The following is a 24,760-nucleotide window of genomic DNA, read 5'->3' on the forward strand; positions in this document are numbered from 1 at the left end:
TGGCCCTCCCGGACTGCACCAAAGGTCACAAGAGGCGTAGCCTTTATTCCCGCTGTCCACCACCTTAGGAAGCGGAAGAGGGCGGTTGCCGCCGTGTCGCTACAGTCCCCCAACAGTGCGAGTGTCTCGACCGAACAGGGAGCGCAGGGGAAGAATCCTGCCGCCGCGTTCGGGCCCAACGAGTGGCTCGTCGACGAGATCTACCAGCAGTACCTCCAGGACCCGAACTCGGTAGACCGAGCCTGGTGGGACTTCTTCGCCGACTACAAGCCGGGCGATGCCACCGCGCCGGCCAAGCCTGCGCAGGGCTCGGCCCCCGCCCCGGCTCCGTCGGCGCCGGCCCCCGCGGCCGCGCCGAAGCCCGCCGCCGCCCCCGCGGCCAAGCCCGTCGCGGCTGCGCCGGTCGCGCCGGCCGCGCCGGCCAAGGCTGCCCCCGCGAAGCCCGCGGCGAAGCCGGCGCCGGCCGCCACGCAGCCCGCCGAGGCCCCCGAGGGTCCGGAGCTCGTGACGCTGCGCGGCCCGTCGGCGGCCGTGGCGAAGAACATGAGCGCGTCCCTGGAGCTGCCGACGGCCACGTCCGTCCGCGCGGTCCCGGTGAAGCTGCTGTTCGACAACCGGATCGTCATCAACAACCACCTCAAGCGCGCCCGCGGCGGGAAGGTCTCCTTCACGCACATCATCGGGTACGCCATGGTGCAGGCCCTCAAGGCCATGCCGTCGATGAACAACTCCTTCGCGGAGAAGGACGGCAAGCCGACGCTGGTCAAGCCCCCGCACATCAACCTCGGCCTGGCGATCGACCTGGTCAAGGCGAAGGGCGAGCGCCAGCTGGTCGTCGCGGCCATCAAGAAGGCCGAGACGATGACCTTCTTCGAGTTCTGGCAGGCGTACGAGGACATCGTCCGCCGGGCCCGTGACAACAAGCTCACGATGGCCGACTTCACCGGGGTCACCGCGTCGCTGACGAACCCCGGCGGCATCGGCACCGTCCACTCGGTGCCCCGTCTGATGCCCGGCCAGTCCATGATCATGGGCGTCGGCTCGATGGACTACCCGGCCGAGTTCCAGGGCACCTCGCAGGACGCCCTGAACAAGCTGGGCGTCTCCAAGGTCATGACGCTGACCAGCACGTACGACCACCGGGTGATCCAGGGCGCCGCCTCCGGCGAGTTCCTGCGGATCATGAGCCAGCTGCTGCTCGGCGAGAACGATTTCTTCGACGACATCTTCAAGTCGCTGCGGATCCCCTACGAGCCGATCCGCTGGCTGCGCGACATCGACGCCTCGCACGACGACGACGTCACCAAGGCCGCCCGGGTCTTCGAGCTGATCCACTCCTACCGGGTCCGCGGCCACGTCATGGCCGACACCGACCCGCTGGAGTACCACCAGCGCAAGCACCCCGACCTGGACATCACCGAGCACGGCCTCACCCTGTGGGACCTGGAGCGGGAGTTCGCGGTCGGCGGCTTCGCCGGCAAGTCCATGATGAAGCTGCGCGACATCCTCGGCGTGCTGCGCGACTCGTACTGCCGCACCACCGGCATCGAGTTCATGCACATCCAGGACCCCAAGCAGCGCAAGTGGATCCAGGACCGGGTCGAGCGCACGCACAAGTCGCCCGAGCGCGACGAGCAGCTGCGCATCCTGCGCCGGCTGAACTCCGCCGAGGCGTTCGAGACCTTCCTGCAGACCAAGTACGTCGGCCAGAAGCGGTTCTCGCTGGAGGGCGGCGAATCGGTCATCCCGCTGCTGGACGCGGTCATCGACTCCGCGGCCGAGGCGCGGCTGGACGAGGTCGTCATCGGCATGGCCCACCGCGGCCGCCTCAACGTCCTCGCCAACATCGTCGGCAAGTCCTACGCGCAGATCTTCCGCGAGTTCGAGGGCAACCTCGACCCGAAGTCGATGCACGGCTCCGGCGACGTGAAGTACCACCTGGGCGCCGAGGGCACCTTCACCGGCCTGGACGGCGAGCAGATCAAGGTCTCGCTGACCGCCAACCCCTCCCACCTGGAGGCCGTGGACCCGGTCGTCGAGGGTGTCTCCCGCGCCAAGCAGGACATCATCAACAAGGGCGGCACGGACTTCACCGTCCTGCCGATCCAGCTGCACGGCGACGCGGCGTTCGCCGGCCAGGGCGTGGTCGCCGAGACGCTGAACATGTCGCAGCTGCGCGGCTACCGCACCGGCGGCACGGTCCACGTCGTCATCAACAACCAGGTCGGCTTCACCGCGGCCCCCGAGTCCTCGCGTTCCTCCATGTACGCGACGGACGTGGCCCGCATGATCGAGGCCCCGATCTTCCACGTCAACGGCGACGACCCCGAGGCCGTCGTCCGCGTCGCGCGGCTCGCCTTCGAGTTCCGCCAGGCGTTCAACAAGGACGTGGTCATCGACCTGATCTGCTACCGCCGCCGCGGCCACAACGAGTCGGACAACCCGGCCTTCACCCAGCCGCTGATGTACGACCTGATCGACAAGAAGCGCTCGGTGCGCAAGCTCTACACCGAGTCGCTGATCGGCCGGGGCGACATCACCCTCGAAGAGGCCGAGCAGGCGCTGCAGGACTTCCAGGGCCAGCTGGAGAAGGTCTTCACCGAGGTCCGCGACGCCACGACGGCCCCGGTCACCCCCGAGGTGCCGCAGCCCAAGGCCGAGTTCCCGGTCTTCGTGGACACCGCGATCTCCCAGGAGGTCGTCAAGCGGATCGCCGAGTCCCAGGTCAACATCCCCGACCACATCACCGTCCACCCGCGTCTGCTGCCGCAGCTGCAGCGCCGGGCGGCGATGATCGAGGACGACACCATCGACTGGGGCATGGGCGAGACCCTGGCCATCGGCTCGCTGCTGATGGAGGGCACCCCGGTCCGGCTCGCCGGCCAGGACTCCCGCCGCGGCACGTTCGGCCAGCGCCACGCGGTGCTGATCGACCGGAAGACCGGCGAGGACTACACCCCGCTGCTGTACCTGTCCGACGACCAGGCCCGCTTCAACGTCTACGACTCGCTGCTCAGCGAGTACGCGGCGATGGGCTTCGAGTACGGCTACTCGCTGGCGCGTCCGGAGTCGCTGGTCATGTGGGAGGCGCAGTTCGGCGACTTCGCCAACGGCGCGCAGACCGTCATCGACGAGTTCATCTCCTCGGCGGAGCAGAAGTGGGGCCAGACCTCCGGCGTCACCCTGCTGCTCCCGCACGGCTACGAGGGCCAGGGCCCGGACCACTCCTCGGCCCGGATCGAGCGCTACCTCCAGCTGTGCGCGCAGAACAACATGACCGTCGCGATGCCGACGCTCCCGTCGAACTACTTCCACCTGCTGCGCTGGCAGGTGCACAACCCGCACCACAAGCCGCTGATCGTCTTCACCCCGAAGTCGATGCTGCGTCTGAAGGCGGCGGCGTCGAAGACGGCGGAGTTCACCACCGGCGGCTTCCGTCCGGTCATCGGCGACAGCACGGTCAAGGCCGAGGACGTCCGCAAGGTCGTCTTCTGCTCCGGCAAGGTCTACTACGACCTGGAGGCCGAGCGGGAGAAGCGCGGCGCCTTCGACACCGCGCTGGTCCGCATCGAGCGGCTGTACCCGCTGCCGGGTGCCGAGCTCCAGGCGGAGATCAAGAAGTTCCCGAACGCCGGGAAGTACCTGTGGGCGCAGGAGGAGCCGGCGAACCAGGGTGCCTGGCCGTTCCTCGGTCTCAACCTGATCGACCACCTGGACCTGGCGGTCGGCGCCGACGTCCCGCACGGTGAGCGCCTGCGCCGCATCTCGCGGCCGCACGGCTCGTCGCCGGCGGTCGGCTCCGCCAAGCGGCACCAGGCCGAGCAGGCCCAGCTCATGGCGGAGGTCTTCGACGCCTGAGCGGTCGGCCACCGCTGAACACGGTCCCCGAAGGGCCCGTCACCACCTCCGGGTGGGGCGGGCCCTTCGGGCTGTCGGGGAGCGGTATGTCCACCCGCCGCCCGCGGCACGGGCGGTCCGCGCGGCTGCCTATCCTGGCCGCACTGTCCCATTGACCTGCTGGAGAGCACGTGTATTTCACTGACCGCGGCATCGAGGAGCTGGAGAACCGGCGCGGCGACGAGGAGGTCACCCTCGGGTGGCTGGCCGATCAGCTGCGGACGTTCGTCGACCTCAACCCGGACTTCGAGGTGCCGGTGGAGCGGCTGGCCACCTGGCTGGCCCGGCTGGACGACGAGGACGACGACGAGTAGGCACCGGCCGGGACGCCGGCCCGTCGGCGTCACCTAGGGGGAACGAAAGGGGTGTATCAGGGCACGGTCAGGGTCGGATCCACTTGACTCCCACAGGCTGCGATATATCGTGTCTAACGAAGACGCGATATGTTGCGTTGTCTGCCTACCCAGGGGAGGCCAGGTATGTCAGCCCGGACCGAGTGGACGGTCTCCACCGCACGCACGCTGGAGATCGAGGAACCCGTCAGCGCCCTGACCGTCCGCCTGGTGGGCGGCACCGTCAACGTCGTCGGCACCTCCGAGGGCGGGCCGGCCCGGCTGGAGATCTCCGAGCTGCACGGCCCGCCGGTGGAGGTCTCCTACGAGGACGGCGTCCTGTGCGTCGGCTATGACGACGTGCAGTGGAAGGGCATCCTGAAGTTCCTGGACCGCCGGGGCTGGAACCGCAGCGCGGTGGTCTCGGTGACGGTGCCGACCACCACCCGCGTCGAGGTCGGGGTGGTCGGCGCCACCGCGGTCGTCTCCGGCATCGCCGGGCGCACCGAGCTGCGCGGGGTCAGCGGGAACAGCACCCTCGTCGGCCTCTCCGGCCCGGTCCGCGCCGACACCGTCTCCGGCGACGTCGAGGCGCAGGCCCTCACCGGATCCCTGGAGTTCAACTCCGTCTCCGGCGATCTGACGGTCGTCGAGGGCGCCGGCGGCGCGGTGCACGCCGACTCCGTCAGCGGTGACATGGTCCTGGACCTGGACCCGGCGGCGGGCGCGGAGATCGACCTGACCACGGTCTCCGGCGAGATCGCCATCCGGCTGCCCGACCCGGCCGACGCCAAGGTCGAGGCCAACACCACCACCGGCGTGGTCACCAACGCCTTCGACGACCTGCGAGTCAGCGGCCAGTGGGGCACCAAGCGGATCACCGGCTCGCTGGGCGCCGGCACCGGCCGGCTCAAGGCGACCACCGTCTCCGGCGCTCTCGCCCTGCTGCGCCGTCCCGCCTACGAGGAGGCCGACGGCGGCCCGGCCGGCGAGCCGGGCGACGGCCCCTCCCCCACGACCCCGCCCGCCGGGAAGAAGGTGCTCTGAGCATGCCCCCCGTCTTCGCCCACGGCCGTCTGCGCCTCTACCTCCTCAAGCTGCTCGACGAGGCCCCGCGACACGGCTACGAGATCATCCGCCTCCTGGAGGAGCGCTTCCAGGGGCTCTACGCCCCGTCCGCCGGCACGGTCTACCCGCGGCTGGCCAAGCTGGAGGCCGAGGGCCTGGTCAACCACACCACCGAGGGCGGCCGCAAGGTCTACGCCATCACCGACGCCGGCCGCGCCGAACTGGCCGACCGCGGCGGTGAACTCGCCGATCTGGAGCTGGAGATCCGGGAGTCCGTGGCGGCCCTCGCCTCCGACATCCGGGAGGACGTCAGCGGCTCGGTGCGGGACCTGCGCCGGGAGGTCAAGGAGGCCGCCCAGCAGGCCCGGGCGGGCGCCGGGAAGTCCGGGCGCAAAGCCGGCGGGCGACCGTTCCCGGAAGCCTCGGACTACTTCGACGCCGCGTTCGGCGACAAGGACTCCTGGCGGCAGGCGAAGGAGGAGTTCCGGCGTGCCAAGGAGGAGTGGAAGGAACAGGCCCGCCGCGCCAAGGAGGAGAGCCGCCGCGCCAAGCAGGACGCCCAGCGGGCCCGCAAACAGGCCCGGGACGCCCAGGTGTTCGCCCGCGAGGAGATCCAGCGGGTCATCCGGCGCGTGCAGGAGCAGACCCAGGGGGCGGTGCGCACCGGCGACTGGTCGGCGGCGGTGCGGGAGGCGCTGAGCGAGGTCTCCCGCGAGGTCGGCCGCTTCACGGGCGCCCCGCACGACACCGGCTCGTCCGACGCCGGCCCGCACGACACCGCCCCGACCGATGCCGCCCCGGCCGAGGAGCACACCGGGACCGCCCCGGACGGCACCCGGGTGGCGGCCGAGCGGATCGACCTCACCAAGCAGGCCCCGGCGGCGCCGGAGCCCGCCGCGTCGGGGTCCCCCGACGTGCGCGCCCCCGAGGAGCCCCCCGCGCCCGGATGGGCCGCCGAACCGGCCAGCGGCGATCCGGCCCGCGACTTCGACCGCCTGCTGGACCGCTTCCGGGACGATCTGCGGGACGCCGCCCGCGACCACGGCGTCACCGAGGATCAGCTCACCGAGTCCCGCCGGCGGCTGGCGAACGCCGCCGCCCACATCGGCACCCTGCTGCGCCGCCCGGGGACCGACGGCACGGAGGCGGACCGGGAGGCGTAGCGGCCGGTCCGGCGGTCGGCGCCGGGGGCGACGGCTCCCCGGCGCGGACCGCCGCCGCGGGCTCAGGCGACGGCCGGCGCCCCCACGCAGGCCCGGACGGCCTCGATCAGCCGCTCGGCGCGGACGTCTCCGCTGGCGCCCAGCCGGTTGGTGACATAGCCGAAGCCGACCCCGAACTCGTCGTCGCCGAAGGCGAACTGGCCGCCCGCCCCGCTGGTGGCGAAGGAGCGCGGGCCCAGCAGTCGGCGGAACGGCGAGTCCAGCAGGAAGCCGCTGCCGTAGCGGGCGCCGAGGTCCGGCAGCCCCGAGAAGGTCGGGCCGCCGGACAGCGGCCGGACGGCGTCGGTGACGGTCTCCTCGCCCAGCAGCCGCGGCCCGCCCTCCACGCCGGTCGCCACGGCCGCGAACAGCGCCGCCAGTCCGCGCGCCGAGGAGACCGCGCCGGCCCCGGGGAACTCCCGGGTCAGCACGTCCGGCGCGTTGTAGCCGTGCGGATCGTCGAGGCCGGGGAAGGGCACCGCGCCGTGCAGTGTCAGCGCCCGCATGATCAGCGAGTCGCTCGGCGGCAGGGTCGGGCGCCCCTCGGCCTCGACCAGCCTGGCCAGCGTCGGAAGTTCCTCCTGCGGCACCCCGATCCAGGTGCGCAGGCCCAGGTCGTCGCCGATCGCCCGGCGGAAGTAGGCGCCGGGCTTCAGCCCGGTGAGCCGGCGGACGACCTCGCCGAGCACGAAGCCCAGCGCATGCGCGTGGTACTCGTACGCGGTGCCGGGCTCCCACAGGGGCGGCTGCTCCTCCAGCGCCTCGATCATCGGCGTCCACGCCATGATCTGATCGAACGTCAGCTTGCGTTCGGCGAGCGGGATCCCGGCGGTGTGCGTGAGCATCATCCGGGCGGTGATCCGCTCCTTGCCGTGCCGGCCGAACTCCGGCCAGTACGCGGCGATCGGCGCGTCCAGGTCCCAGACGCCCTGCTGCGCCAGCAGATGCGCGCTGACCGCGAGCATCCCCTTGGCGCAGGACATCACCGGAACCGCGGTGTCCGCCTCCCAGGCCCGCCCGGTCCGCGCGTCGGCGGTGCCGCCCCACAGGTCCACGACCTTGCGCCCGCCGACGTGGACGGTGACGGCGGCGCCCAGCTCCCCGCGCTCGGTGAAGTTCCGCCGGAACTCCTCCGCGACCGCGCCGAACCCCTCGTCCGCCGCTCCTCCCCCAGCCACCGCTGGGAGGTCCCAACCCGACACCACGTGCTCCTCTTGCCGCTCCGGTCGGCCCGCGGGCGGGCAGGGGCGAGCGCACCGGCCGCCGGCTGCCGGCCGCCGGCCGGTATCCGGGTCACGGTACGCAGCCCGGTGCGGCCCGTTCCACCGAATTCGCGCGGGCCAGGGTCCTGTGCACGGCCGCCGGGCCGGGCCGCGGGCAACGCCGCCGCGCTCCTCCTCGGACCGGTCAACTCGCGCGTCGGGCGGAGCGCTCCGCCAGGACCCGCGCCACGGCGTCGTACGTCACCCCGTGGCCGGCCAGCACCACCCCGGCCGGGCCGGACCCGGCGGTCAGCGCCAGCAGCAGGTGCTCGTCGCCCAGGCGCCGGTCGCCGCGGCCCACCGCGATCCGCAGCGCGCGCCCCAACACCGCCTTGCCCTCCGGCGCGAACGTCCGGCGCACCCGCTTGCCGCGCCCGGCCCGACGCCCCCCGCCGGCCAGCGCCCCGGCCCCGTGCGTCTCCTCCACCCGGGCCACGACCGCGTCGACGTCGATCCCGAGTGCGGCCAGCGCCACCGTGTCGGCCACCGAGAGACCGCCCCGCCGCCGGTCCGCCGCCAGGTCGCGGACGACCGCCGGCCGCGGCGCGCCGAGCCTGTCGAGCGCGGCCGCGGCCGGGGAGTCCCGCTGGTCCAACAGCGCGAGCAGCAGCTCCGGTTCGCCGACGCAGTCGCTTCCGGTGCGGTCCGCGTGCTCCACCGCACCGCCCACCACCGCCCGGGCGGCGGCCGTGAACCTCTCGAACATCAACGCCTCCCGTGTTTCTTGTGGACCGCCTGCCGGCTGACTCCCAGCTCGGCGGCGATCTCCTGCCACGACCAGCCCTTCGCACGGGCGCTGCGCACCTGTACCGCCTCCAGCTGCTCCAACAGCCGGCGGAGCGCGGCCACGGCGCGGAGGCCGGCCCGCGGGTCGGGGTCGCTCGCCCGTGCGGCGAGATCCGTTGCCTCGGTCATGACCGTCAATCTAGGTTGACACACCCCACCTGTCAACCATCGTTGACAGGTGGGGTGACCCCTTCGACCCCCTTGACCTCAACCGCACTTGAGGGAAGAGGCTTCCAGCACCACCACCGCGACATCACGGAGCCCGCATGCCGTCCACCGCCGACTTCCCCGACGTCCGCCGCCCCGACGCCGCCACCGTCCTCATCAGCCCCTGGCTCGTACCGGAGCCCCGCTTCCAGCGCCCGGCGGCGGACGCGGTGCTCGCCGCCTGGGAGGACCAACCGCGCCCCGCCGCGATGCTGGCGCTCGCCACCTTCCTGAGCACCGACGGCAGCCATGTCCTCAACTACGCGCAGTGGACGGACGACCGGGCCCACCGGGAGTGGGTGCGCACCCGGCGCCCCGCGGCCATCGCCCCGATCGACGAGGCCCTCCCGGGCATCCGCCGCCCCGGCCCGACCCGCTACCGCCGCTACCGCAGCCACGTCCCCGAGGAACGCCCCGCGGCCCGCCCCGGCTTCGTGGCCACCCCGGTCTTCGCCACCACCGGCCCCGACGCCCAGCGCGCCCTCGCCGACACCGTCGTCGACCTCCTGGGCCGCGCACGGGTCCCGGGGCTGCTCGGCGCCCACCTCCACCTCGCCCAGGACGGCGGACGGGTGCTCAACTACGCGGAGTGGGCGGACGCTTCGGCCCGGCGGGAATTCCTCGCCGGGGGCACCGCGGACCGGCTGCGGGCGGCGCTCGACGCCCTGCCCGGCGTCACAGCCGTACCGGCCGTCCCCGCGGAACACACGGACCCCGCGACGGCCGACGGTCCGGCCCGCCCATCGGATTCCGGCTACCAGCCGTACAAGACCCTGGTCAACGTCCCGTCCCCGCGGCCCCGTTGACGTCGGACGGGGCATCGGGGACGACGTCGGACAGCTCGATCACCGCCGCGACCCCGTCCGTCCGCACCACCACGGGCGCCGCCGTGTCCCCCGTCGGCTCCCACACGGCCGCGTCGTACCGCGCCAGCCGCACGCCCGGCTCCCCCGCCGCCGCGGCATCGATCAGGGCCCCGCCGTCCAGTGCGACCACCACCGCGGTCCGCGCCCCCGTCAGCTCCCGGCTCCCGCGCACCATCGTGACGCGCGCCGCCGTCCGCCCCTCCCGGACCATCACGTTCAGATTGACCACCGGGCCGTCGAGCAGGTGGGAGTCGGTGGCGGCGGCGCCGGGGAAGGCGAAGGGGCGGTAGCGGCCGGGGAGCGGGTGCACGGCGCCGTCCACCGTCAGTTCCAGCCCGGCGCCATCGACGACGGTGAGGATCCGCCGGACACCGGGCAGCGGGGAGTACGGCCCGTCCCGGGTCACCTCGGCCAGGCTCACCCGCCAGGCGAAGGCGTCCCAGCCCGCGCCCGGCGGATGCGCGGCGACCTCGCGGGTGAGCCCGCCGCCGTTGCGCCACGGCACGGCCGCCCGCCCGTCCGCCCGAAGGATCCGCACGTCCCCGCTCCTTCCCCGCACTCGACGCACCACGGCCGTCAGACCGTCAGCACGATCTTCCCGAAGAGCTCCCCCTCGGCCATCTTCGCGAAGCCCTCGCGGGCCCGGTCCAGCGGCAGCGTGGAGTCGATCACCGGCCGGATGCCCTTGGCGGCGCAGAAGTCGAGCAGTCCGGCCAGCTCCTCCTTGCTGCCCATCGTCGAGCCGACGACCTTCAGCTCCAGGAAGAAGATCCGGTTGAGCTCCCCGTTCTTGGGCGTGAAACCGCTGGTGGCACCCGAGATGACCAGGGTGCCGCCGGGTCGCAGCGACTTCACCGAGTGCGACCAGGTGGCGGCGCCGACCGTCTCGATCACCGCGTCCACCCGCCGGGGCAGCCGCTCGCCGCTCGCGAACGCCGCCTCGGCGCCCAGCTCCACGGCGCGCTTGCGCTTGGCCTCGTCCCGGCTGGTGGCGAAGACCCGCAGGCCCGCGGCGGCACCCAGGACGATGGCGGCGGTCGCCACGCCGCCGCCGGCACCCTGGACCAGCACGCTGTCCCCGGGCCGGACCCCGGCGTTGGTGAACAGCATCCGGTACGCGGTCAGCCAGGCGGTCGGCAGACAGGCGGCCTCCGCGAAGGAGAGCTCCGCGGGCTTGGGGAGGACGTTCCAGGTCGGCACGGTGACCCGCTCGGCGAAGGTGCCCTGGTAGCGCTCGGTGAGGATCGAGGGCTTCTCGTCGGGTCCGACGCCGTGGCCGGTCTGCCCGATGACGGAGTGCAGGACAACCTCGTTGCCGTGCTCGTCGATGCCGGCGGCGTCGCAGCCGAGGATCATCGGGAGCGAGTCCTCGGTGATCCCGACGCCGCGCAGCGTCCACAGGTCGTGGTGGTTGAGGGAGGCGGCCTTGACGTCGACGGTGGTCCAGCCGGGGCGGGCGGCGGGGGCCGGGCGGTCCCCCAATTCGAGGCCGTTCAGCGGCTGGTCGCGGTCGATGCGGGCGGCGTAGGCAGCAAACATGATCCCAACGTAGGGCGCGGGCGCCCCCGGCGACAGCGGGCGCGGGTGTGACGCGCGCCGCCCGGCACGGGCCTCGGACGGCCGGATTCCGCCCACCGTTTCCGGCCATCGCCGCAGATGCCCGACGGGCCGGGCCCGCACCCGCGAGGGATGCCGGCCCGGCCCGTCAGTGGTGTCCGCGACGGTGGCAGGTCAGCGCCGGGCGACGCCCTCCGCACGGGCGGCGGCCGCGACGGCGGCGGTGACCGCCGGGGCCACCCGCTCGTCGAACGGCGACGGGATGACCTTGTCCGCGCTCAACTCGTCGGCGACGACGGCGGCCAGCGCCTCCGCGGCGGCGAGCTTCATGCCCTCGGTGATCTGCGAGGCGCGCACCTGCATGGCGCCGGCGAAGATGCCCGGGAAGGCGAGCACGTTGTTGATCTGGTTCGGGAAGTCGCTGCGCCCGGTGGCGACCACGGCGGCGTACTTGTGGGCGACGTCCGGGTGGATCTCCGGGTTGGGGTTGGCCATCGCGAAGATCAGCGAGTCCTTCGCCATCTTCGCCACCGCCTCCTCCGGCACCGTGCCGCCGGAGACGCCGATGAAGACGTCGGCGCCGTCCAGCGCCGTCTCCAGCGAACCGGTCAGGCCCGCCTTGTTGGTGAAGCCGGCCAGCTCGCGCTTGACGTCCGTGAGGTCCGCACGGTCCGCCGAGACGATGCCCTTGCGGTCGCAGACCGAGACGTCGCCGATGCCGGCGTTGACCAGGATCTTGGCGATGGCGACACCGGCCGCGCCGGCACCCGAGATGACCGCCCGCAGGTCGCCGAGCTCGCGCCCGGTGAGCTTGGCGGAGTTGCGCAGCGCGGCCAGGGTGACCACGGCGGTGCCGTGCTGGTCGTCGTGGAAGACCGGGATGTCCAGCCGCTCCTGGAGCTTGCGCTCGATCTCGAAGCACCGGGGCGCCGAGATGTCCTCCAGGTTGACGCCGCCGAAGGACGGCGCAAGCCGGGCGACGGTCTCCACGATCTCGTCGGTGTCGGTGGTCGCGAGCGCGATCGGGACCGCGTCCACGCCGCCGAACTGCTTGAAGAGGATGGCCTTGCCCTCCATCACGGGGAGGGAGGCTTCCGGCCCGATGTCGCCCAGGCCCAACACCGCGGTGCCGTCCGTGACCACTGCCACGACCTGGGACTTCCACGTGTAGTCGTGCACGAGCTCGGGACGCTCGGCGATGGCGCTGCACACCTTGGCCACGCCCGGCGTGTACGCGAGGGACAGGTCGTCCTTGTCGCGCACCGGCACAGTTGCCTGGATGGCCATCTTGCCGCCACGATGCAGCGCGAAGGCCGGGTCGAAGAGTTCGCCGGACGTGCCGTCCGCGCCCCCTTCGACGCCTGTCTCACTGTCGCTGCGAGGATTGACGATCTCCGCTGCCACTTTTCTCTGACCCCTTTGTCGTAAATCTGTTGAGGGTGGCCACTCCCTGGTTGGGGAGTGGGCGGGCACCGCGCCCGCGCCCTGCGCTGCGGATAGCCGCCGCGCGGGGGGAGGTACGGACGCCGGGCGCGCCGCACACGCGCCCTGAGCCCCGGATGAGGGGTGTAACGAACCTTTCTACCGGACGTGCGTCCGGCGCGACGAGTTAGATTCGTTACCTGTCGGTACAGAGCTCCGACATTAGTGATGGAATAGCGGAAATCGCCGAAGATCCCCCGCGACTGTCCGAATTCCGAGACGCCCCCGCACTCGCGATCATCGCCTCCCGGGCCGGTGAGCGGCGTTTCCCCTTGTGGGACGCGGCCGACGATCACCCTCGCTCGTCCGTTATCCGATTTTGACCTGCGCAACAGTCCGCATACCGGAGTGCGGATGGCAGGATTCCGTCACCGACCGAGGGCGCGACGCTCAAAGGTGCCCAAAGGTGTGTGCACACCCCCTTCTCACCAGCACATCGGCTGCCCACACTGGCACGTCGGTTACCCATCCGCAGGAGGATCCGCATGACCGCAGACACCACCCGTCGCGCGGCGGCCGGCAGGTCCGGTAAGTCCGTCAAGACTGCCGCCGCGATAGCCACGGTCACCGCATCGCTGTTGCTGCTCAGCGCCTGCGGTGACCAGACCGACGCGGCGATCGCCCGACGGGAGGCGGCGAAGAACCGCAATCCGCACGCCCCGCTCTTCAGCAAGCTCCCCAAGGACGTCCAGGACAAGGGGATGCTCCAGGTCGGCTCGGACATCACCTACAAGCCGGTGGAGTTCCGCTCGAACGGCGCGGTGGAAGGCATCGATCCGGATCTCGCGGCGGCAATCGGCAAGGAATTGGGCATCAAGCTCAATTTCAACAACGCCACCTTCGACACCCTCATGGGCGGCCTGAAGTCCAAGCGCTACGACCTCGCGATGTCGGCCATGACGGACACCAAGGACCGCCAGCAGGGCATCGACTCCACCACCGGCAAGAAGATCGGTGAGGGCGTCGATTTCGTGGACTACCTCAACGTCGGTGTCTCGCTCTACACCCAGAAGGGCAAGACCAAGGGCATCGACGGCTGGGAGACCATGTGCGGCAAGAAGCTCGCCGTGCAGCGCGGCACCGTCTCCCACGACCTGGCCAAGGACAAGTCCAAGGCATGTGAGGCGGGCGGCGAACAGCCGATCTCCATCGAGGCGTTCGACAACGACTCCGAGGCCCAGACCCGGCTGCGGACCGGCGGTGTGGACGCGGTCTCCAGCGACTACCCGGTCGCGGCCTACGCGGTGAAGGTCTCCGGCGGCGGCAACGACTTCCAGATGGTCGGCGGCGCCCCGCTCAAGGCGGCCCCGTACGGCATCGCCGTCCCCAAGGGCCAGGAGCAGCTGCGCGACGCGCTCAAGGCGGCCGTGGAGCTGGTGATCAAGAACCACGCGTACGACGGCGTCCTGGCCAAGTGGAACGTCAAGGACGCCGGGGTCAAGGAAGTGCAGATCAACGGCGGCACCTGAGCCGGCGGCCCGTCCCCCCTCGCCGGCGCGCTCCGCGCGGCCGCCCTCACGCCTCTCCCGCCACACGCTGAAAGGCAACCTTCGTGTCAGTTGACGTCGACAAGCCGGCCGAGCCGCCGGCGTCCGCTCCGCCGGCCCAGCCCGAGCCCATCAAAGCCATACCGGTCCGCCATTACGGGCGCTGGGTCGCCGCCCTCGTCGTCATCGGGCTGCTGGCCCTGCTCGTCCGGGCCTTCGCCTCCGGGAAGGTCAACTGGGGCGCGATACCGGAGTACATGTTCAACACGGACATCCTCAAGGGCCTGCGCAACACCCTGTGGATCACCGTGCTCTCGATGGTGATCGGCATCGTGCTGGGCGTGGTCCTGGCCGTCATGCGACAGTCCAAGAACCCGGTCACCAAGTCCGTGGCGTGGTTCTACGTCTGGTTCTTCCGCGGCACCCCGGTCTACGTCCAGCTCTTCCTGTGGTTCAACCTCGGCCTGGTCTTCCAGTACATCGACATCATGCCGATCTACAAGGACGAGTGGTCGGACTTCATGACCCCGTTCCTGTGCGCACTGCTCGGTCTCGGCCTCAACGAGGCCGCGTACATGGCCGAGATCTGTCGGGCCGGCCTGAACGCCGTCGACGAGGGCCAGACCGAGGCGGCGCACGCGCTGGGCATGAGCCACGGCAAGACGCTGCGCCGGATCGTCGTGCCGCAGGCGATGCGGGTGATCGTGCCGCCGACCGGCAACGAGGTCATCAACATGCTCAAGACCTCGTCCCTGGTGATCGCGGTGCAGTACTACGACCTCCTCCAGGCCGCGCAGAACGTCGGCCGGGACTCCGGCGTGGTGGTCGAGATGCTGATCCTGGCCGCCGCCTGGTACCTGATCGCCACGACGGTGCTCAGCATCGGCCAGTACTACCTGGAGCGCTACTACGCCCGCGGCTCCAGCCGCCAGCTTCCGCCCACCCCGTTCCAGCGCGTCAAGGCGAAGCTGGCCGGCCCGAACCGCGCCGGAGGTACGGCATGAGCAAGACCACGAGCACGACCGCGGAGAAGGACTCCGGCGAGGCCACCGTCCCGATGGTGAAGGCCGAGGGCGTCCACAAGTCCTACGGCACCGCGCACATCCTCAAGGGCATCGACCTGGAGGTGGCGCCCGGCGCGGTCTTCTGCCTGATCGGCCCGTCCGGTTCCGGCAAGTCGACGTTCCTGCGGTGCATCAACCACCTGGAGAAGATCAACGCCGGCCGGCTGTCGGTCGACGGCGAACTGGTCGGCTACCGCGAGCACAACGGCAAGCTCTACGAGCTGCGCGACCGCGAGGTCGCCGCCCGCCGCCGGGACATCGGCATGGTCTTCCAGCGCTTCAACCTCTTCCCGCACATGACCGCGCTGGAGAACATCATGGAGGCGCCGGTCCAGGTCAAGGGCGAGTCCAAGGCGGCCGCGCGGGAGCGGGCGGGCGCGCTGCTGGAGCGGGTCGGGCTGGCCGACAAGGCCGGCAACTACCCCTCGCAGCTCTCCGGCGGCCAGCAGCAGCGGGTGGCGATCGCCCGGGCCCTGGCCATGGAACCGAAGCTGATGCTCTTCGACGAGCCGACCTCGGCCCTCGACCCGGAGCTGGTCGGCGACGTCCTGGACGTCATGAAGGACCTGGCGGCCGACGGCATGACGATGGTCGTGGTGACCCACGAGATGGGCTTCGCCCGCGAGGTCGGCGACTCCCTGGTGTTCATGGACAACGGCGTGGTGGTGGAATCCGGCCACCCGCGCGATGTGCTCACCGACCCCCAGCACGAGCGGACCCAGTCGTTCCTGTCCAAGGTGCTGTGACCTTAGGAGGCCGCGGCGGGTCCGCTGCGCGGAGCTCGTTCGTACGTTGCCGGCCCCGCCGCCGTGTCGCCTGCGGTGGGCGGTGCCGCTGCGCGGGGCGTTTCGGGTGCGGTGCGAATCCGCTGCGCGGGGCTGTTCGGCCGCGGTGCCGGGTCTGCGGGGCAGGGGTTGTCCGGACTGCTGCGCTTTACGTCCGGACAACCCCTGCCCCGCAGACCCGTCCCCTCCCGTGGGTGGTCATGGAAAGGGTGGGTGGAGGTGCCGGCCGGTCGGCCGGTGCGGGTTCGTTGTCGAGTGGTGACCGTGAGCAGACCACCGGCGCGAGGGTGGACGAACCTGTCTTTCCCACCCACTCACGGGAGGGGACGGGCCGGAGGGGGTGGTGTGCAGGACGTAAAGCGCAGCAGTCCTGCACACCACCCCCGCAGGCCCGTCACCGCACCCAACAGCCCCGCGCAGCGGACAACGCACCCCCCGCCGTCAGGCGGACACGGCGGACAACGCAACACCCCGCCGTCAGGCGGCACGGCGTTACGGACCGGACGGGTCGTAATACCCTCGTAGTGACAACACCCATTACGCAGGTGGGCACCCGCACTCTGGACGCGTCCCGTAAGGACTACAAGTGGAACTGACCTATTACTCGGACTACGCCGTGCGACTGGTCAACACCGAGCAGCCCGAGCGCGGCGAGGACACCCTGACATCGGTCGAGGCGGTCCGTGAGCTCTTCGGCGGTGCCCAGCAGGCCGCCCGGCGGGCCAGCGAGAGCGACGTCACGCGGCTGCGCACGGTCCGCACCCGGCTCCGCGCGGTCTTCGAGGCCGCCGACCGCGGCGACGAGGTACTCGCCGTGGACCTGCTGAACGCGCTGATGATGGAGTTCCCGGTCAGCCCACAGATCTCCGGCCATGAGTACCGCGACGATGGGGGCACCTCCCGCTCATGGGGGTCCCCCCGCTCGAACGGAGTCGAGAGTGGGGGAGGAGTCGAGAGTGGGGGAGGTCGCCCCAAGTGGCACATGCACATCGCCGACCACGCCGCCAACGCCACCGCCGGCTTCACCGCGACCGCCTGCATGGGCCTGGCCTTCCACCTCACCGAGCTCGGCGTGGACCGGCTGGGCATCTGCGAGGCCAAGCCCTGCCGCAACGCCTACCTGGACACCTCGACCAACCGCTCGCGGCGCTACTGCTCCGACCGCTGCGCCACCCGCGCCAACGTCGCCGCCTACCGCGCCCGCAAGCGCCTGGAGAGCGGCCGCACCGCCGACAGCGCCCAGGAGCCCCAGGCGAGCGCGGCCCGCGGCGAGCGCTGAAGCCCGCGCGGCGACCGCACCCGCAGCCACGCCCGGGCGATCACCAGGTCGTCGGGGACCGTGCCGAACTCCCGGCTGTCGTTCTCCACGTACGGGTTGTCGCCGCGCACCCACCAGCCGCCGTCCCGCCGCTCCACCGCGCGCTTGACGATCAGCAGGTCCTGCCGGAACGGGTGCCGCAGCACGACCACGTCACCGGGACGCACCACCGCGCCGTACCGGACCACCAGATGGTCCCCCGGCCGGAGCGTCGGCACCATCGACGGGTTGTAGACCTCCGCCAACCCGAACGACCGCAGCGGCCCGCCCCGCACCGGCTCCGCGCCGCCGCCGCTGTCCTGCTCCGGCTCGCGCACCCGCTCCGGCATTCGTACCTCCCGGTCCAGCCCCTGTGCGACCTTCACCAGACCATCCTCCATCAGTCCCGGCCCGCCACCGGACTTTTGCCCTAAGACCCCCGGGGCACCCGAGAAAAGCCTTCCCGCACCGAGTAATCTCGCACGTGAGAAGACGATCACGAGGAAGGACTGAACATGCTTTCCCGCCTGTTCGCCCCCAAGGTCAAGGTCAGCGCGCACTGCGACCTGCCCTGCGGCGTGTACGACCCGGCCCAGGCCCGCATCGAGGCCGAGTCGGTCAAGGCCGTACAGGAGAAGTACCAGGCCAACGAGGACGCGGACTTCCGCACCCGCGCCGTCCTGATCAAGGAGCAGCGGGCCGAGCTGGCCAAGCACCACATCTCGGTGCTGTGGAGCGACTACTTCAAGCCCCCGCACTTCGAGAAGTACCCGCAGCTCCACCAGCTGGTCAACGACACGCTCAAGGCCCTCAGCGCGGCCAAGGCCTCGAACGACCCGAAGACGGGCACGAAGGCCCTGGAGCTCATCGCCGAGATCGACAAGATCTTCTGGGAGACGAAGAAGGCTTGATCTTGGATCATGCCCTCTGACCTGCAATTTCCTTACTTGCAGCGTCGCCCTGTCCGCACCCGGTCCGCAGGCCGCCGAGCACGGCGTCCATGACGGATCGGGTGCGGTCTTCTTCGCCCGGCCACAGGTGGGCGTAGATCCGCAGCGTGATGACGGCGGATGCGTGGCCGAGGACGAGCTGGACCTGCTTGACGCTGGCCCCTCCCGCGATGAGCGCGGAGGCATAGAAGTGCCGCAGGTCGTGCGTCACCATGTGCGGCAGCTCGACGGGCCGGCGCCCCTCGCGCTCGGCCGCCTCGTTCTCCGCCTTCTGCAGCGCCTTGCGGGCGCACTTCCACTCGGTCTTCCAGCGGCTGTAGTTGAGGGGCTCCCCCTCCTCCATCGTGAACAGCCACTCCTTCGAGGGCCGTGCGGCGAGGTGCGCGAGGAGGGCGTCCGTGACGACCTCTCCGACCGGGACCGTGCGCCGGGACTTGGCGGTCTTCGGCGGGCCGATGAGCCCGGACTGCAGCCGCTGCCGCTCGATGCGGATGGCACCCCGCTTGAAGTCGACGTCCGAGACCTTCAGGCCGAGCAACTCGCCAATGCGCAGTCTCGATCCGGCCAGCACGACGATCGCCGCGCGAACGTACGGCGGCATCACGCCGGCCATCGCCTCGACCTGCGCGACGGTGGGCGGCGTGACCTCCTCGTCCGAGATGGCCGGCAGCGTGATCCGCTTGCACGGGCTCGTGGCGATGACCTTGTCCTCGATGGCGGCCGTCATGACGCGGACGAGGACGTCGTAGACGTTGCGCACGCTGCCGGGGCCGAGCTGCTCGGAGAGCTTCTTGAAGAGCGCCTGGAGGTGGGTCCGCCGCAGGGAGGCCATCGCGTACGAGCCGAGGGCGGGTATCAGGTGGACCCGCAGGGCGTTGTCCGTGATGCGGGTGCCCGCCTCACCGGATATCTGCTCACCCTCCCACTTGGTCGCGTACTTCTCGAAGGAGATCTTTCCGGCACGCGGGTCGACGTACAGGCCGGTGACCATGCTGGTCGTGACCTCGTCGAGCCAGCGCTGGGCGTCGACCTTGCGGTCGAAGTGGCGGGCGTGCTCCCTGCCGTCGAGGTCGCGGTAGCGGGCACGCCACTTGCCGTTGGGGCGCTTCTGGATATTCGCCAAGTTCGTTCTCCTTTGGGTTGGTTAGTGGTAGTAGCCGCCGCCCTGGATGTACTCGGTGAGGGTGCGGGCGTCGCGCTCGTCGCCCGTGAGGCGAAGGCACTGTTCATGGATGGCTCGTGAGCCGTCGGGGTGCGCCTCGATGTACTCGGCGGTGGCGGTCACGGCCCGGTGGAGGCGGTCCTGGGCGTCGCGGGACTCGTAGAACGCCTCGACGGCTTCCTGAACCAGGCGCCGCCCTTCGAGGTCGATGCCTTCGAGCGGCGGAGACATGAGTTCTTCGAGGGGCAGCTCGAAGACTCTGCTGAAGGCCAGGGCCTCGTCGACGTTGATGCGGCGTCGCGGGCTGCCGTTCTCCATGCGCCAGATCGCCGTCTGGTTCATCTTGACGCCGGCCCTGGAGACCCGGTCCGCCAGCTCCGTCGTACTCCACCCCCTGACCTCGCGCTCCAGAGCCACTCGCGCCGCGATGTTGCCCTCGCTGTACAGCAGTGGCACGTCGCCACCGCCTGCCTGACCTTCAGCCATGCCGGCCTCCCTTGTCACCATCACATCGTTTTCCAAATTGAATCATACGCTTCCCCATTTGACTTGCCGCCATCCGTCGGCTACAAACTTTCCAGAACGACTCGCAAGCTAGTCGAATGGGAAAACGATGGAGACCTACCTCACCACCGCCGAGGTCGCCGAGCGCTACCGCACGTCCGAGAGCACGGTCCGGTACTGGCGCCAGATCGGGAAGGGGCCGCGCGGAGTCAAGATCGGAAAGCGGGTGCTGTACAGCACGGCGGAGCTGCTGCGCTACGAGCACGCGCTCGCGCAGGGCTCGGGCGAGTGGGGGATGGCCGTATGACACGAGCCGATCCCGGAAATGGCGACGGCCCCTGGTGCGTCAACACCAAAGGCCGTTCGAAGTCCCACGAGATCGCCCGCTTGAACGACCAGCCTGAGTGGTGCGGGGCCTTGCCCGCCTCGCAACCGCCGGTGAGGACTTGCCGTGCCCCATCGTAATGTCCCTCCCCCGCGCACGTCACCCGAGCCGCCCGTCAGCGGTGACGCGCAGGGGAACACGCCTCGCGACCCGCTCGCCGAGCGCGCCGTCTTGGGGACGTGCCTGCACCGTCCCGATGATGTCGACCAAGTCCGTTCCGTACTGGACGGGGCCGACTTCTACGAGCCGCGGCACGGAACCATCTGGGCCGCCCTGCTTCAGCTTCGGCGTGACGAGGCGCCCACCAGCCCGATCGCGGTCACCGATCTGCTGCGCAGGCAGGGCGACCTGGAGCGCGTCGGTGGGCCGGCCTACCTGCACCACCTCGCGGACGAGTGCGGCGAGCCCGGCCGGGCCGAGTACTACGCCTCGATCGTGCGCCGCCTGGCAGGGCTGCGCGCGGTCCAAGCCGCTGGCTTGCAGGCCGTCCAGCGCGCCGGCGATCCGGGGGCAGACCCGGACGAAGTCCTCGCCGCGGTAGAGGACTTGGTGCGCGCCCAGCGTGAGCGGTCCCGCACCACTGCCGGCTCACGCCTCGACCGCTACATGAGCGACGGGTGGGACTTCGTCACCGAGACCGGCGCGCCCGCCGACCCCCTGTGGGGCACGCCCGAGCAGACCGCCTGGGCCAAGGGGGAAAGCCTGATGATCGTCGGCCCGCCGGGCGTCGGCAAGACCACACTCGCCCACCAGGTCGTCCTCGCCCGGCTCGGCGTGTACGAGGCGGTCCTGGACCTGCCGGTGGCCGAAGGCGAGCGGGTGCTGTACCTCGCTCTGGACCGGCCACCGCAGATCGCCCGCGCTCTGCGCCGCCACCTCGGCCCCCGGGACGAGCCGACGCTGCGGGACCGGCTGCGGGTCTGGTCCGGCCCGCTGCCCACCACCCTCGACAAGGAGCCCCACCTGCTCGCCGAGCTCTCCGCCGCCCACAAGGCGGACACCGTCGTGATCGACAGCCTCAAGGACGCGGTCAGCCGCCTGACCGAGGACGAGGCAGCCATCGCGTACAACAACGCCCGTCAGCATGCTCTGCGCGAGGGGGCACAGGTCCTGGAGCTGCACCACCAGCGCAAGTCCACCGCAGAGGCACCCCGCGACCAGCGCCCGGTCCTGGACCGGGTGTACGGCTCGACCTGGTTCGTCAGCGGCGCGGGCAGCGTGCTCTTCGTAGCGGGTGAGGCCGGTGACCCCGCGGTCAAGATCCACCACCTCAAGACGCCGACCGGTGAGATCGGCCCGTTGCCCGTGATCCACAACCACGAGCGCGGTACCTCCTATGTCGAGGAGACACTCGACCCGCTCGCCCTGGTGCGGGCATCGCCGGAGGGGCTGACCCCACGCGAGCTGGCCTCTCATCTGACCGAGGAGGCCAAACCCAGCCGCGCGGACGTGGAGAAGGCCCGCCGCAAGCTGGACCAGCTCGCCCGGGCCGGACACGTCGAGAGGACCCAGGGCAGCGCCGGCGGAACCGGTGGCGGTAGCCAGGCGCGCTACCGTGCCCATCGCCTGGTCGCCGTGTCCTGACCGCCTCAACTACCGGCTTGACCGCAGGCGCCGCCGACCGCCTGCGGTCCTGCCCCTCTTCCGGTGGCGCCTTCCGGTGGTGACCGCGACTTTCGGTCAACGCGGGGACTTCCGGTCACCCGCCGGAAGCCAACCGGACTTCCGCCAGATAACGGGCGCCAGGTCCGTCCCTCCACCCCAGGTTCTGCCCGCGTCGAGCGTTCACGGCACCGTTCACGCGGCCTTGGCGGCCGGCACCCCGCACGGACCGTTCACGGCGTTCACGTTCCACACGAAACCCCAGGTCAAGCGATCACGGCGGGGTGCACGGCGGTCACGCGCCAAAGCGTTCACGCGAGCCCCCTCTTAGAGGGGGGCTCGCGTGAACGCCCCCTCCGTGAACGCCCTCACCACCACCTCCCCGACCCCAGAAACACCCTTCGGAGCAAGACATGCACGACCCCATCGACGACACGGACGCCAACCGGCAGGATGGCCACCACACGCCAGGTCGCTCTCGCCGCCGCTGGCATCTGTTCAGCCGGCCCCACCACACAGCAGCAAGCTGGAGCGAACGAGCCTCTAACGAGGCTTCGTCCGCGCTTGCCCCCGCCCCAGGGGTGGCGGAGGAAGAGGAGGCCGGGCGCCAGCGGGCACCCGAGCCTGGGGAGGGGAAGGCCGAGCCCAACGCCGCGCCCGTCGCCGACTCCACCGCCCCGCCCACCGAGCCGTCTGCCGACACCGCCCCGCCCACCGAGCAACCCTCGTGGCGCGAGCCCGACGCCCCCAAGCTGCCTGCGCGCATGAACCGCAAGCGCACCACCGAAAAGCGCGACCAGGACAAGACCGTCCGCTTCACTCCCACCGCGGTTCGCATCATCGACGAGGAAGCCGCACGGCGCGATCAGACGTTCGCCGGGTTCGTCGGCGACGCCGCACTTGCCGTAGCCCTCGGTCACATGACGCTGACCGGCAGCCCGGAGGACGACCCCGTGCGCCCTCTGGTGGAAGCCATCGAAGTGCACGTCACCGCGCTGAACCGCGTCGGCAACAACCTCAACCAGATCACCATGGCCATCAACAGCAGAGCCGTCCCCGACCTGGCCGAGGCGGTACTCGACCGCGTGGGCCAGGCTGTCGAGCGCAGCTACCGGCTGATGGACCAGCTCATGGAGGAAGGCGCCGCCCATGGTGCCTGACGTCTCCACCGGCTCCAGCACCCTCGGCCTGATCAACTACCTGTACGGCAAGGGACGTCGCGAGGAGCACACCGACCCGCACATCGTGGCCGCCTGGGACATGGCCGGCGCTCCCGACCCCGGTCGCGACCCGAACGCCACCTACACTCAGCTCGCCAAGCGCCTCGACCACCACGTCGACCTGCGCACGCGCGAGCTGGGCGGCAAGAAGCCACCGCAGCACGTGTGGCACTGCCCGGTACGCACCGCACCCGGTGACCGCTACCTGACCGATGCCGAGTGGGCCGAGGTCGCCCACCGCGTCGTCGCCGCCACAGGCATCGCCCCCGAGGGCGACGAAAAAGCCTGCCGATGGATAGCCGTGCGGCACGCGGATGACCACATCCACATCCTGGCCACCACCGTCCGCGCCGACGGCCGCCGGCCCCGGACGAACCGGGACGGCTGGCGGGCACAGAAGGAATGCCGCAAGATCGAGGCCGAGTTCGGGCTACGCCGCCTGAAGTCCGGCGACCTCACCGCCCCCAAGACGCCCACCGGGGCCGAGCGGGCCAAGGCCGAGCGCCAGGGGCAGGACGTGACCGCGCGGGAGTGGCTGCGCGACCAGGCGTACGCGGTCGCCGCCTCCGTGCACAGCATCGACGAGTACTTCACCGTGCTGGGCTCACTCGGCATCCAGGTCAAGCCGCGCATCAGCACCAAGACCGGCGAAGTGGACGGCTACAGCCTGGCCGCACCCGGCGACACCATCGGCTACGGCGGCTCCAAACTCGCCCCCGACCTGTCCTACAACCGCCTGACCGAACGCCTCCTCACCCAGGAAGTGGCTGACCGCCCCCAGCAGGTGGCGGACCCGGCCGACTCGTGGCGCCGCGCCGAAATCGCGCTGCGCACGGCCGGCACAGTTCTCGATGCAGGCGACGATGCCGTGGCCCAGGGCCACCTGGACGCCCTCGGCGACACCCTGCACAACCTGGCCCGCACCACACCCGGCCCACATCAGCCCGAACTACAAGCCGCAGCTCGGGCTTTCAACCGGGCACGCCGCTCGGCCGTCCGGGCCGACCATCAGGCCGCCAACGGGCTACGCCAAGCCGCCAAGGAACTCGCCTACGCCCCCAACATTCCGGGCGGCCTTGCCATCGCCGTGGTCTTCGCCGCCCTGCACCTGGCTCGCGCCGCTACCAAGTGGCACGAACAACGTGGCCACGAGCAGCAGGCAGCAGCGGCCGAGGAAGCCTTCCGCCACCTGCAACAGGGCTACCGCCAAGCCGCCGAGCCCGTCCTGGCGGACCTCTGCCGACGTGCCCCAGGCCCCCAGACCGCCGAACGCTTCAAGGACACCGTGCGACAAGCCATACCCGACCACGCCGACCGCATCCTCGCCGACCCCGCCTGGCCCGCCCTGACCACCACCCTCGCCCGCGCCGAAACCGCCGGCCACAACCCCCGGCACCTCCTGGCAGAAGTCGCCGCCCGGCGAGAACTCGACAGCGCCGAACACCCCGCCGAGGTCCTCAACTGGCGCATCGCCATCCAGCCCAACAAGCGTCGTGCAGCTGCAACACTCCGCAGCTCACATACACGCGGGAACTACCGAGCTACAGCGCCGACGGCCACGACGCCGCCCATTGCCAATGGTCACCGACAGGGCCACCGCAGGTAACCCTCGGCAGGACGTGAGCCTGGCAGTCCGTCGCTCCTG

23 protein-coding genes are annotated in these 24,760 nt (G+C 71.1%); 14 read left to right on the forward strand and 9 right to left on the reverse strand.

Features of this window, described 5'->3' with window-relative positions; all coding sequences use genetic code 11:
* Nucleotides 1-93: 93 nt before the first annotated feature.
* The 4 genes from MOV08_RS14830 (at nt 94) to MOV08_RS14845 (ending at nt 6,460) form a co-directional block, all read left to right on the forward strand.
* A complete protein-coding gene (locus tag MOV08_RS14830) occupies nt 94-3,858 on the forward strand; it encodes a multifunctional oxoglutarate decarboxylase/oxoglutarate dehydrogenase thiamine pyrophosphate-binding subunit/dihydrolipoyllysine-residue succinyltransferase subunit (RefSeq protein ID WP_275307722.1) in 3,765 nt (1,254 codons plus the stop codon).
* Between the two features lie 170 nt (nt 3,859-4,028).
* Complete coding sequence (locus MOV08_RS14835; RefSeq protein ID WP_039632829.1) at nt 4,029-4,211, forward strand: DUF6104 family protein; 183 nt, start codon at nt 4,029-4,031, stop codon at nt 4,209-4,211.
* A gap of 165 nt (nt 4,212-4,376) precedes the next feature.
* On the forward strand, nt 4,377-5,276 hold the full coding sequence (locus MOV08_RS14840; protein WP_039632831.1) for a DUF4097 family beta strand repeat-containing protein: 900 nt from the start codon (nt 4,377-4,379) through the stop codon (nt 5,274-5,276).
* A gap of 2 nt (nt 5,277-5,278) precedes the next feature.
* Nucleotides 5,279-6,460 carry a helix-turn-helix transcriptional regulator gene (locus MOV08_RS14845; RefSeq protein ID WP_275307723.1) on the forward strand — a complete coding sequence of 394 codons (1,182 nt, stop codon included), beginning with the start codon at nt 5,279-5,281 and terminating at the stop codon, nt 6,458-6,460.
* A 62-nt stretch (nt 6,461-6,522) separates the two neighbouring features.
* Here MOV08_RS14845 and MOV08_RS14850 read toward each other — a convergent pair whose 3' ends face one another.
* The 3 genes from MOV08_RS14850 to MOV08_RS14860 form a co-directional block, all read right to left on the reverse strand.
* Nucleotides 6,523-7,701, reverse strand: coding sequence for a serine hydrolase domain-containing protein (locus tag MOV08_RS14850; RefSeq protein ID WP_420834158.1), 1,179 nt, complete (start codon nt 7,699-7,701; stop codon nt 6,523-6,525).
* A 205-nt stretch (nt 7,702-7,906) separates the two neighbouring features.
* Nucleotides 7,907-8,467, reverse strand: a complete 561-nt coding sequence (locus tag MOV08_RS14855; RefSeq protein ID WP_275307724.1) for a Clp protease N-terminal domain-containing protein — start codon at nt 8,465-8,467, stop codon at nt 7,907-7,909.
* Nucleotides 8,467-8,676 carry a helix-turn-helix domain-containing protein gene (locus tag MOV08_RS14860; RefSeq protein ID WP_039640853.1) on the reverse strand — a complete coding sequence of 70 codons (210 nt, stop codon included), beginning with the start codon at nt 8,674-8,676 and terminating at the stop codon, nt 8,467-8,469. Before MOV08_RS14860 ends, MOV08_RS14855 begins: the two co-directional genes overlap by 1 nt.
* A gap of 137 nt (nt 8,677-8,813) precedes the next feature.
* On the opposite strand from MOV08_RS14860, the gene MOV08_RS14865 reads away from it, so the two are divergent.
* Nucleotides 8,814-9,560 (forward strand): antibiotic biosynthesis monooxygenase, encoded by a 747-nt coding sequence (locus MOV08_RS14865; protein ID WP_275307725.1) that lies wholly within the window; start codon nt 8,814-8,816, stop codon nt 9,558-9,560.
* Here MOV08_RS14865 and MOV08_RS14870 read toward each other — a convergent pair.
* From MOV08_RS14870 to MOV08_RS14880, 3 genes are all read right to left on the reverse strand, one after another.
* Entirely contained in the window at nt 9,532-10,158 is a 627-nt protein-coding gene (locus tag MOV08_RS14870; RefSeq protein ID WP_275307726.1) for a HutD/Ves family protein, read from the reverse strand. The genes MOV08_RS14865 and MOV08_RS14870 overlap by 29 nt on opposite strands.
* Nucleotides 10,159-10,196: 38 nt before the next feature.
* On the reverse strand, nt 10,197-11,159 hold the full coding sequence (locus MOV08_RS14875; protein WP_039632840.1) for a zinc-binding dehydrogenase: 963 nt from the start codon (nt 11,157-11,159) through the stop codon (nt 10,197-10,199).
* 192 nt (nt 11,160-11,351) lie between these two features.
* Nucleotides 11,352-12,581, reverse strand: a complete 1,230-nt coding sequence (locus tag MOV08_RS14880) for an NAD(P)-dependent malic enzyme (RefSeq protein WP_039632842.1) — start codon at nt 12,579-12,581, stop codon at nt 11,352-11,354.
* A gap of 563 nt (nt 12,582-13,144) precedes the next feature.
* Here MOV08_RS14880 and MOV08_RS14885 point away from each other — a divergent pair.
* From MOV08_RS14885 to MOV08_RS14900, 4 genes are all read left to right on the forward strand, one after another.
* Nucleotides 13,145-14,128: an ABC transporter substrate-binding protein gene (locus tag MOV08_RS14885; protein WP_275307727.1), complete on the forward strand. Its 984-nt coding sequence runs from the start codon at nt 13,145-13,147 to the stop codon at nt 14,126-14,128.
* Nucleotides 14,129-14,211: 83 nt separating this feature from the next.
* The gene (locus MOV08_RS14890; protein WP_039632846.1) at nt 14,212-15,150 is read left to right on the forward strand and encodes an amino acid ABC transporter permease; all 939 of its coding nucleotides are present in this window, start codon (nt 14,212-14,214) and stop codon (nt 15,148-15,150) included.
* A 53-nt stretch (nt 15,151-15,203) separates the two neighbouring features.
* Nucleotides 15,204-15,956 carry an amino acid ABC transporter ATP-binding protein gene (locus MOV08_RS14895; protein ID WP_039640857.1) on the forward strand — a complete coding sequence of 251 codons (753 nt, stop codon included), beginning with the start codon at nt 15,204-15,206 and terminating at the stop codon, nt 15,954-15,956.
* Between the two features lie 625 nt (nt 15,957-16,581).
* On the forward strand, nt 16,582-17,274 hold the full coding sequence (locus MOV08_RS14900) for a CGNR zinc finger domain-containing protein (protein WP_275307728.1): 693 nt from the start codon (nt 16,582-16,584) through the stop codon (nt 17,272-17,274).
* Here MOV08_RS14900 and sodX read toward each other — a convergent pair.
* Nucleotides 17,187-17,642, reverse strand: coding sequence for a nickel-type superoxide dismutase maturation protease (gene sodX, locus MOV08_RS14905; protein WP_039640859.1), 456 nt, complete (start codon nt 17,640-17,642; stop codon nt 17,187-17,189). The genes MOV08_RS14900 and sodX overlap by 88 nt on opposite strands.
* 165 nt (nt 17,643-17,807) lie before the next feature.
* On the opposite strand from sodX, the gene sodN reads away from it, so the two are divergent.
* Nucleotides 17,808-18,203 (forward strand): superoxide dismutase, Ni, encoded by a 396-nt coding sequence (sodN, locus tag MOV08_RS14910; RefSeq protein ID WP_073443512.1) that lies wholly within the window; start codon nt 17,808-17,810, stop codon nt 18,201-18,203.
* 7 nt (nt 18,204-18,210) lie between these two features.
* Here sodN and MOV08_RS14915 read toward each other — a convergent pair whose 3' ends face one another.
* Together MOV08_RS14915 and MOV08_RS14920 are read right to left on the reverse strand one after the other, a co-directional pair.
* Nucleotides 18,211-19,365: a tyrosine-type recombinase/integrase gene (locus tag MOV08_RS14915; protein ID WP_275307729.1), complete on the reverse strand. Its 1,155-nt coding sequence runs from the start codon at nt 19,363-19,365 to the stop codon at nt 18,211-18,213.
* 21 nt (nt 19,366-19,386) lie between these two features.
* Nucleotides 19,387-19,890, reverse strand: a complete 504-nt coding sequence (locus tag MOV08_RS14920; RefSeq protein ID WP_275307730.1) for a helix-turn-helix transcriptional regulator — start codon at nt 19,888-19,890, stop codon at nt 19,387-19,389.
* Between the two features lie 127 nt (nt 19,891-20,017).
* Between MOV08_RS14920 and MOV08_RS14925 the strand changes: the two genes are divergently transcribed.
* From MOV08_RS14925 to MOV08_RS14940, 4 genes are all read left to right on the forward strand, one after another.
* Nucleotides 20,018-20,215, forward strand: coding sequence for a helix-turn-helix transcriptional regulator (locus MOV08_RS14925; RefSeq protein WP_275307731.1), 198 nt, complete (start codon nt 20,018-20,020; stop codon nt 20,213-20,215).
* A 144-nt stretch (nt 20,216-20,359) separates the two neighbouring features.
* Nucleotides 20,360-21,877 (forward strand): DnaB-like helicase N-terminal domain-containing protein, encoded by a 1,518-nt coding sequence (locus MOV08_RS14930; RefSeq protein WP_275307732.1) that lies wholly within the window; start codon nt 20,360-20,362, stop codon nt 21,875-21,877.
* A gap of 431 nt (nt 21,878-22,308) precedes the next feature.
* Nucleotides 22,309-23,055 carry a MobC domain-containing protein gene (locus MOV08_RS14935; RefSeq protein ID WP_420834159.1) on the forward strand — a complete coding sequence of 249 codons (747 nt, stop codon included), beginning with the start codon at nt 22,309-22,311 and terminating at the stop codon, nt 23,053-23,055.
* Nucleotides 23,045-24,721: a relaxase/mobilization nuclease domain-containing protein gene (locus MOV08_RS14940; RefSeq protein WP_275307733.1), complete on the forward strand. Its 1,677-nt coding sequence runs from the start codon at nt 23,045-23,047 to the stop codon at nt 24,719-24,721. The genes MOV08_RS14935 and MOV08_RS14940 overlap by 11 nt, the downstream gene beginning before the upstream one ends.
* Nucleotides 24,722-24,760: the final 39 nt, after the last annotated feature.

Origin of the sequence: Streptomyces yunnanensis, assembly GCF_029011865.1 — a bacterium.
Classification (GTDB): domain Bacteria; phylum Actinomycetota; class Actinomycetes; order Streptomycetales; family Streptomycetaceae; genus Streptomyces; species Streptomyces yunnanensis.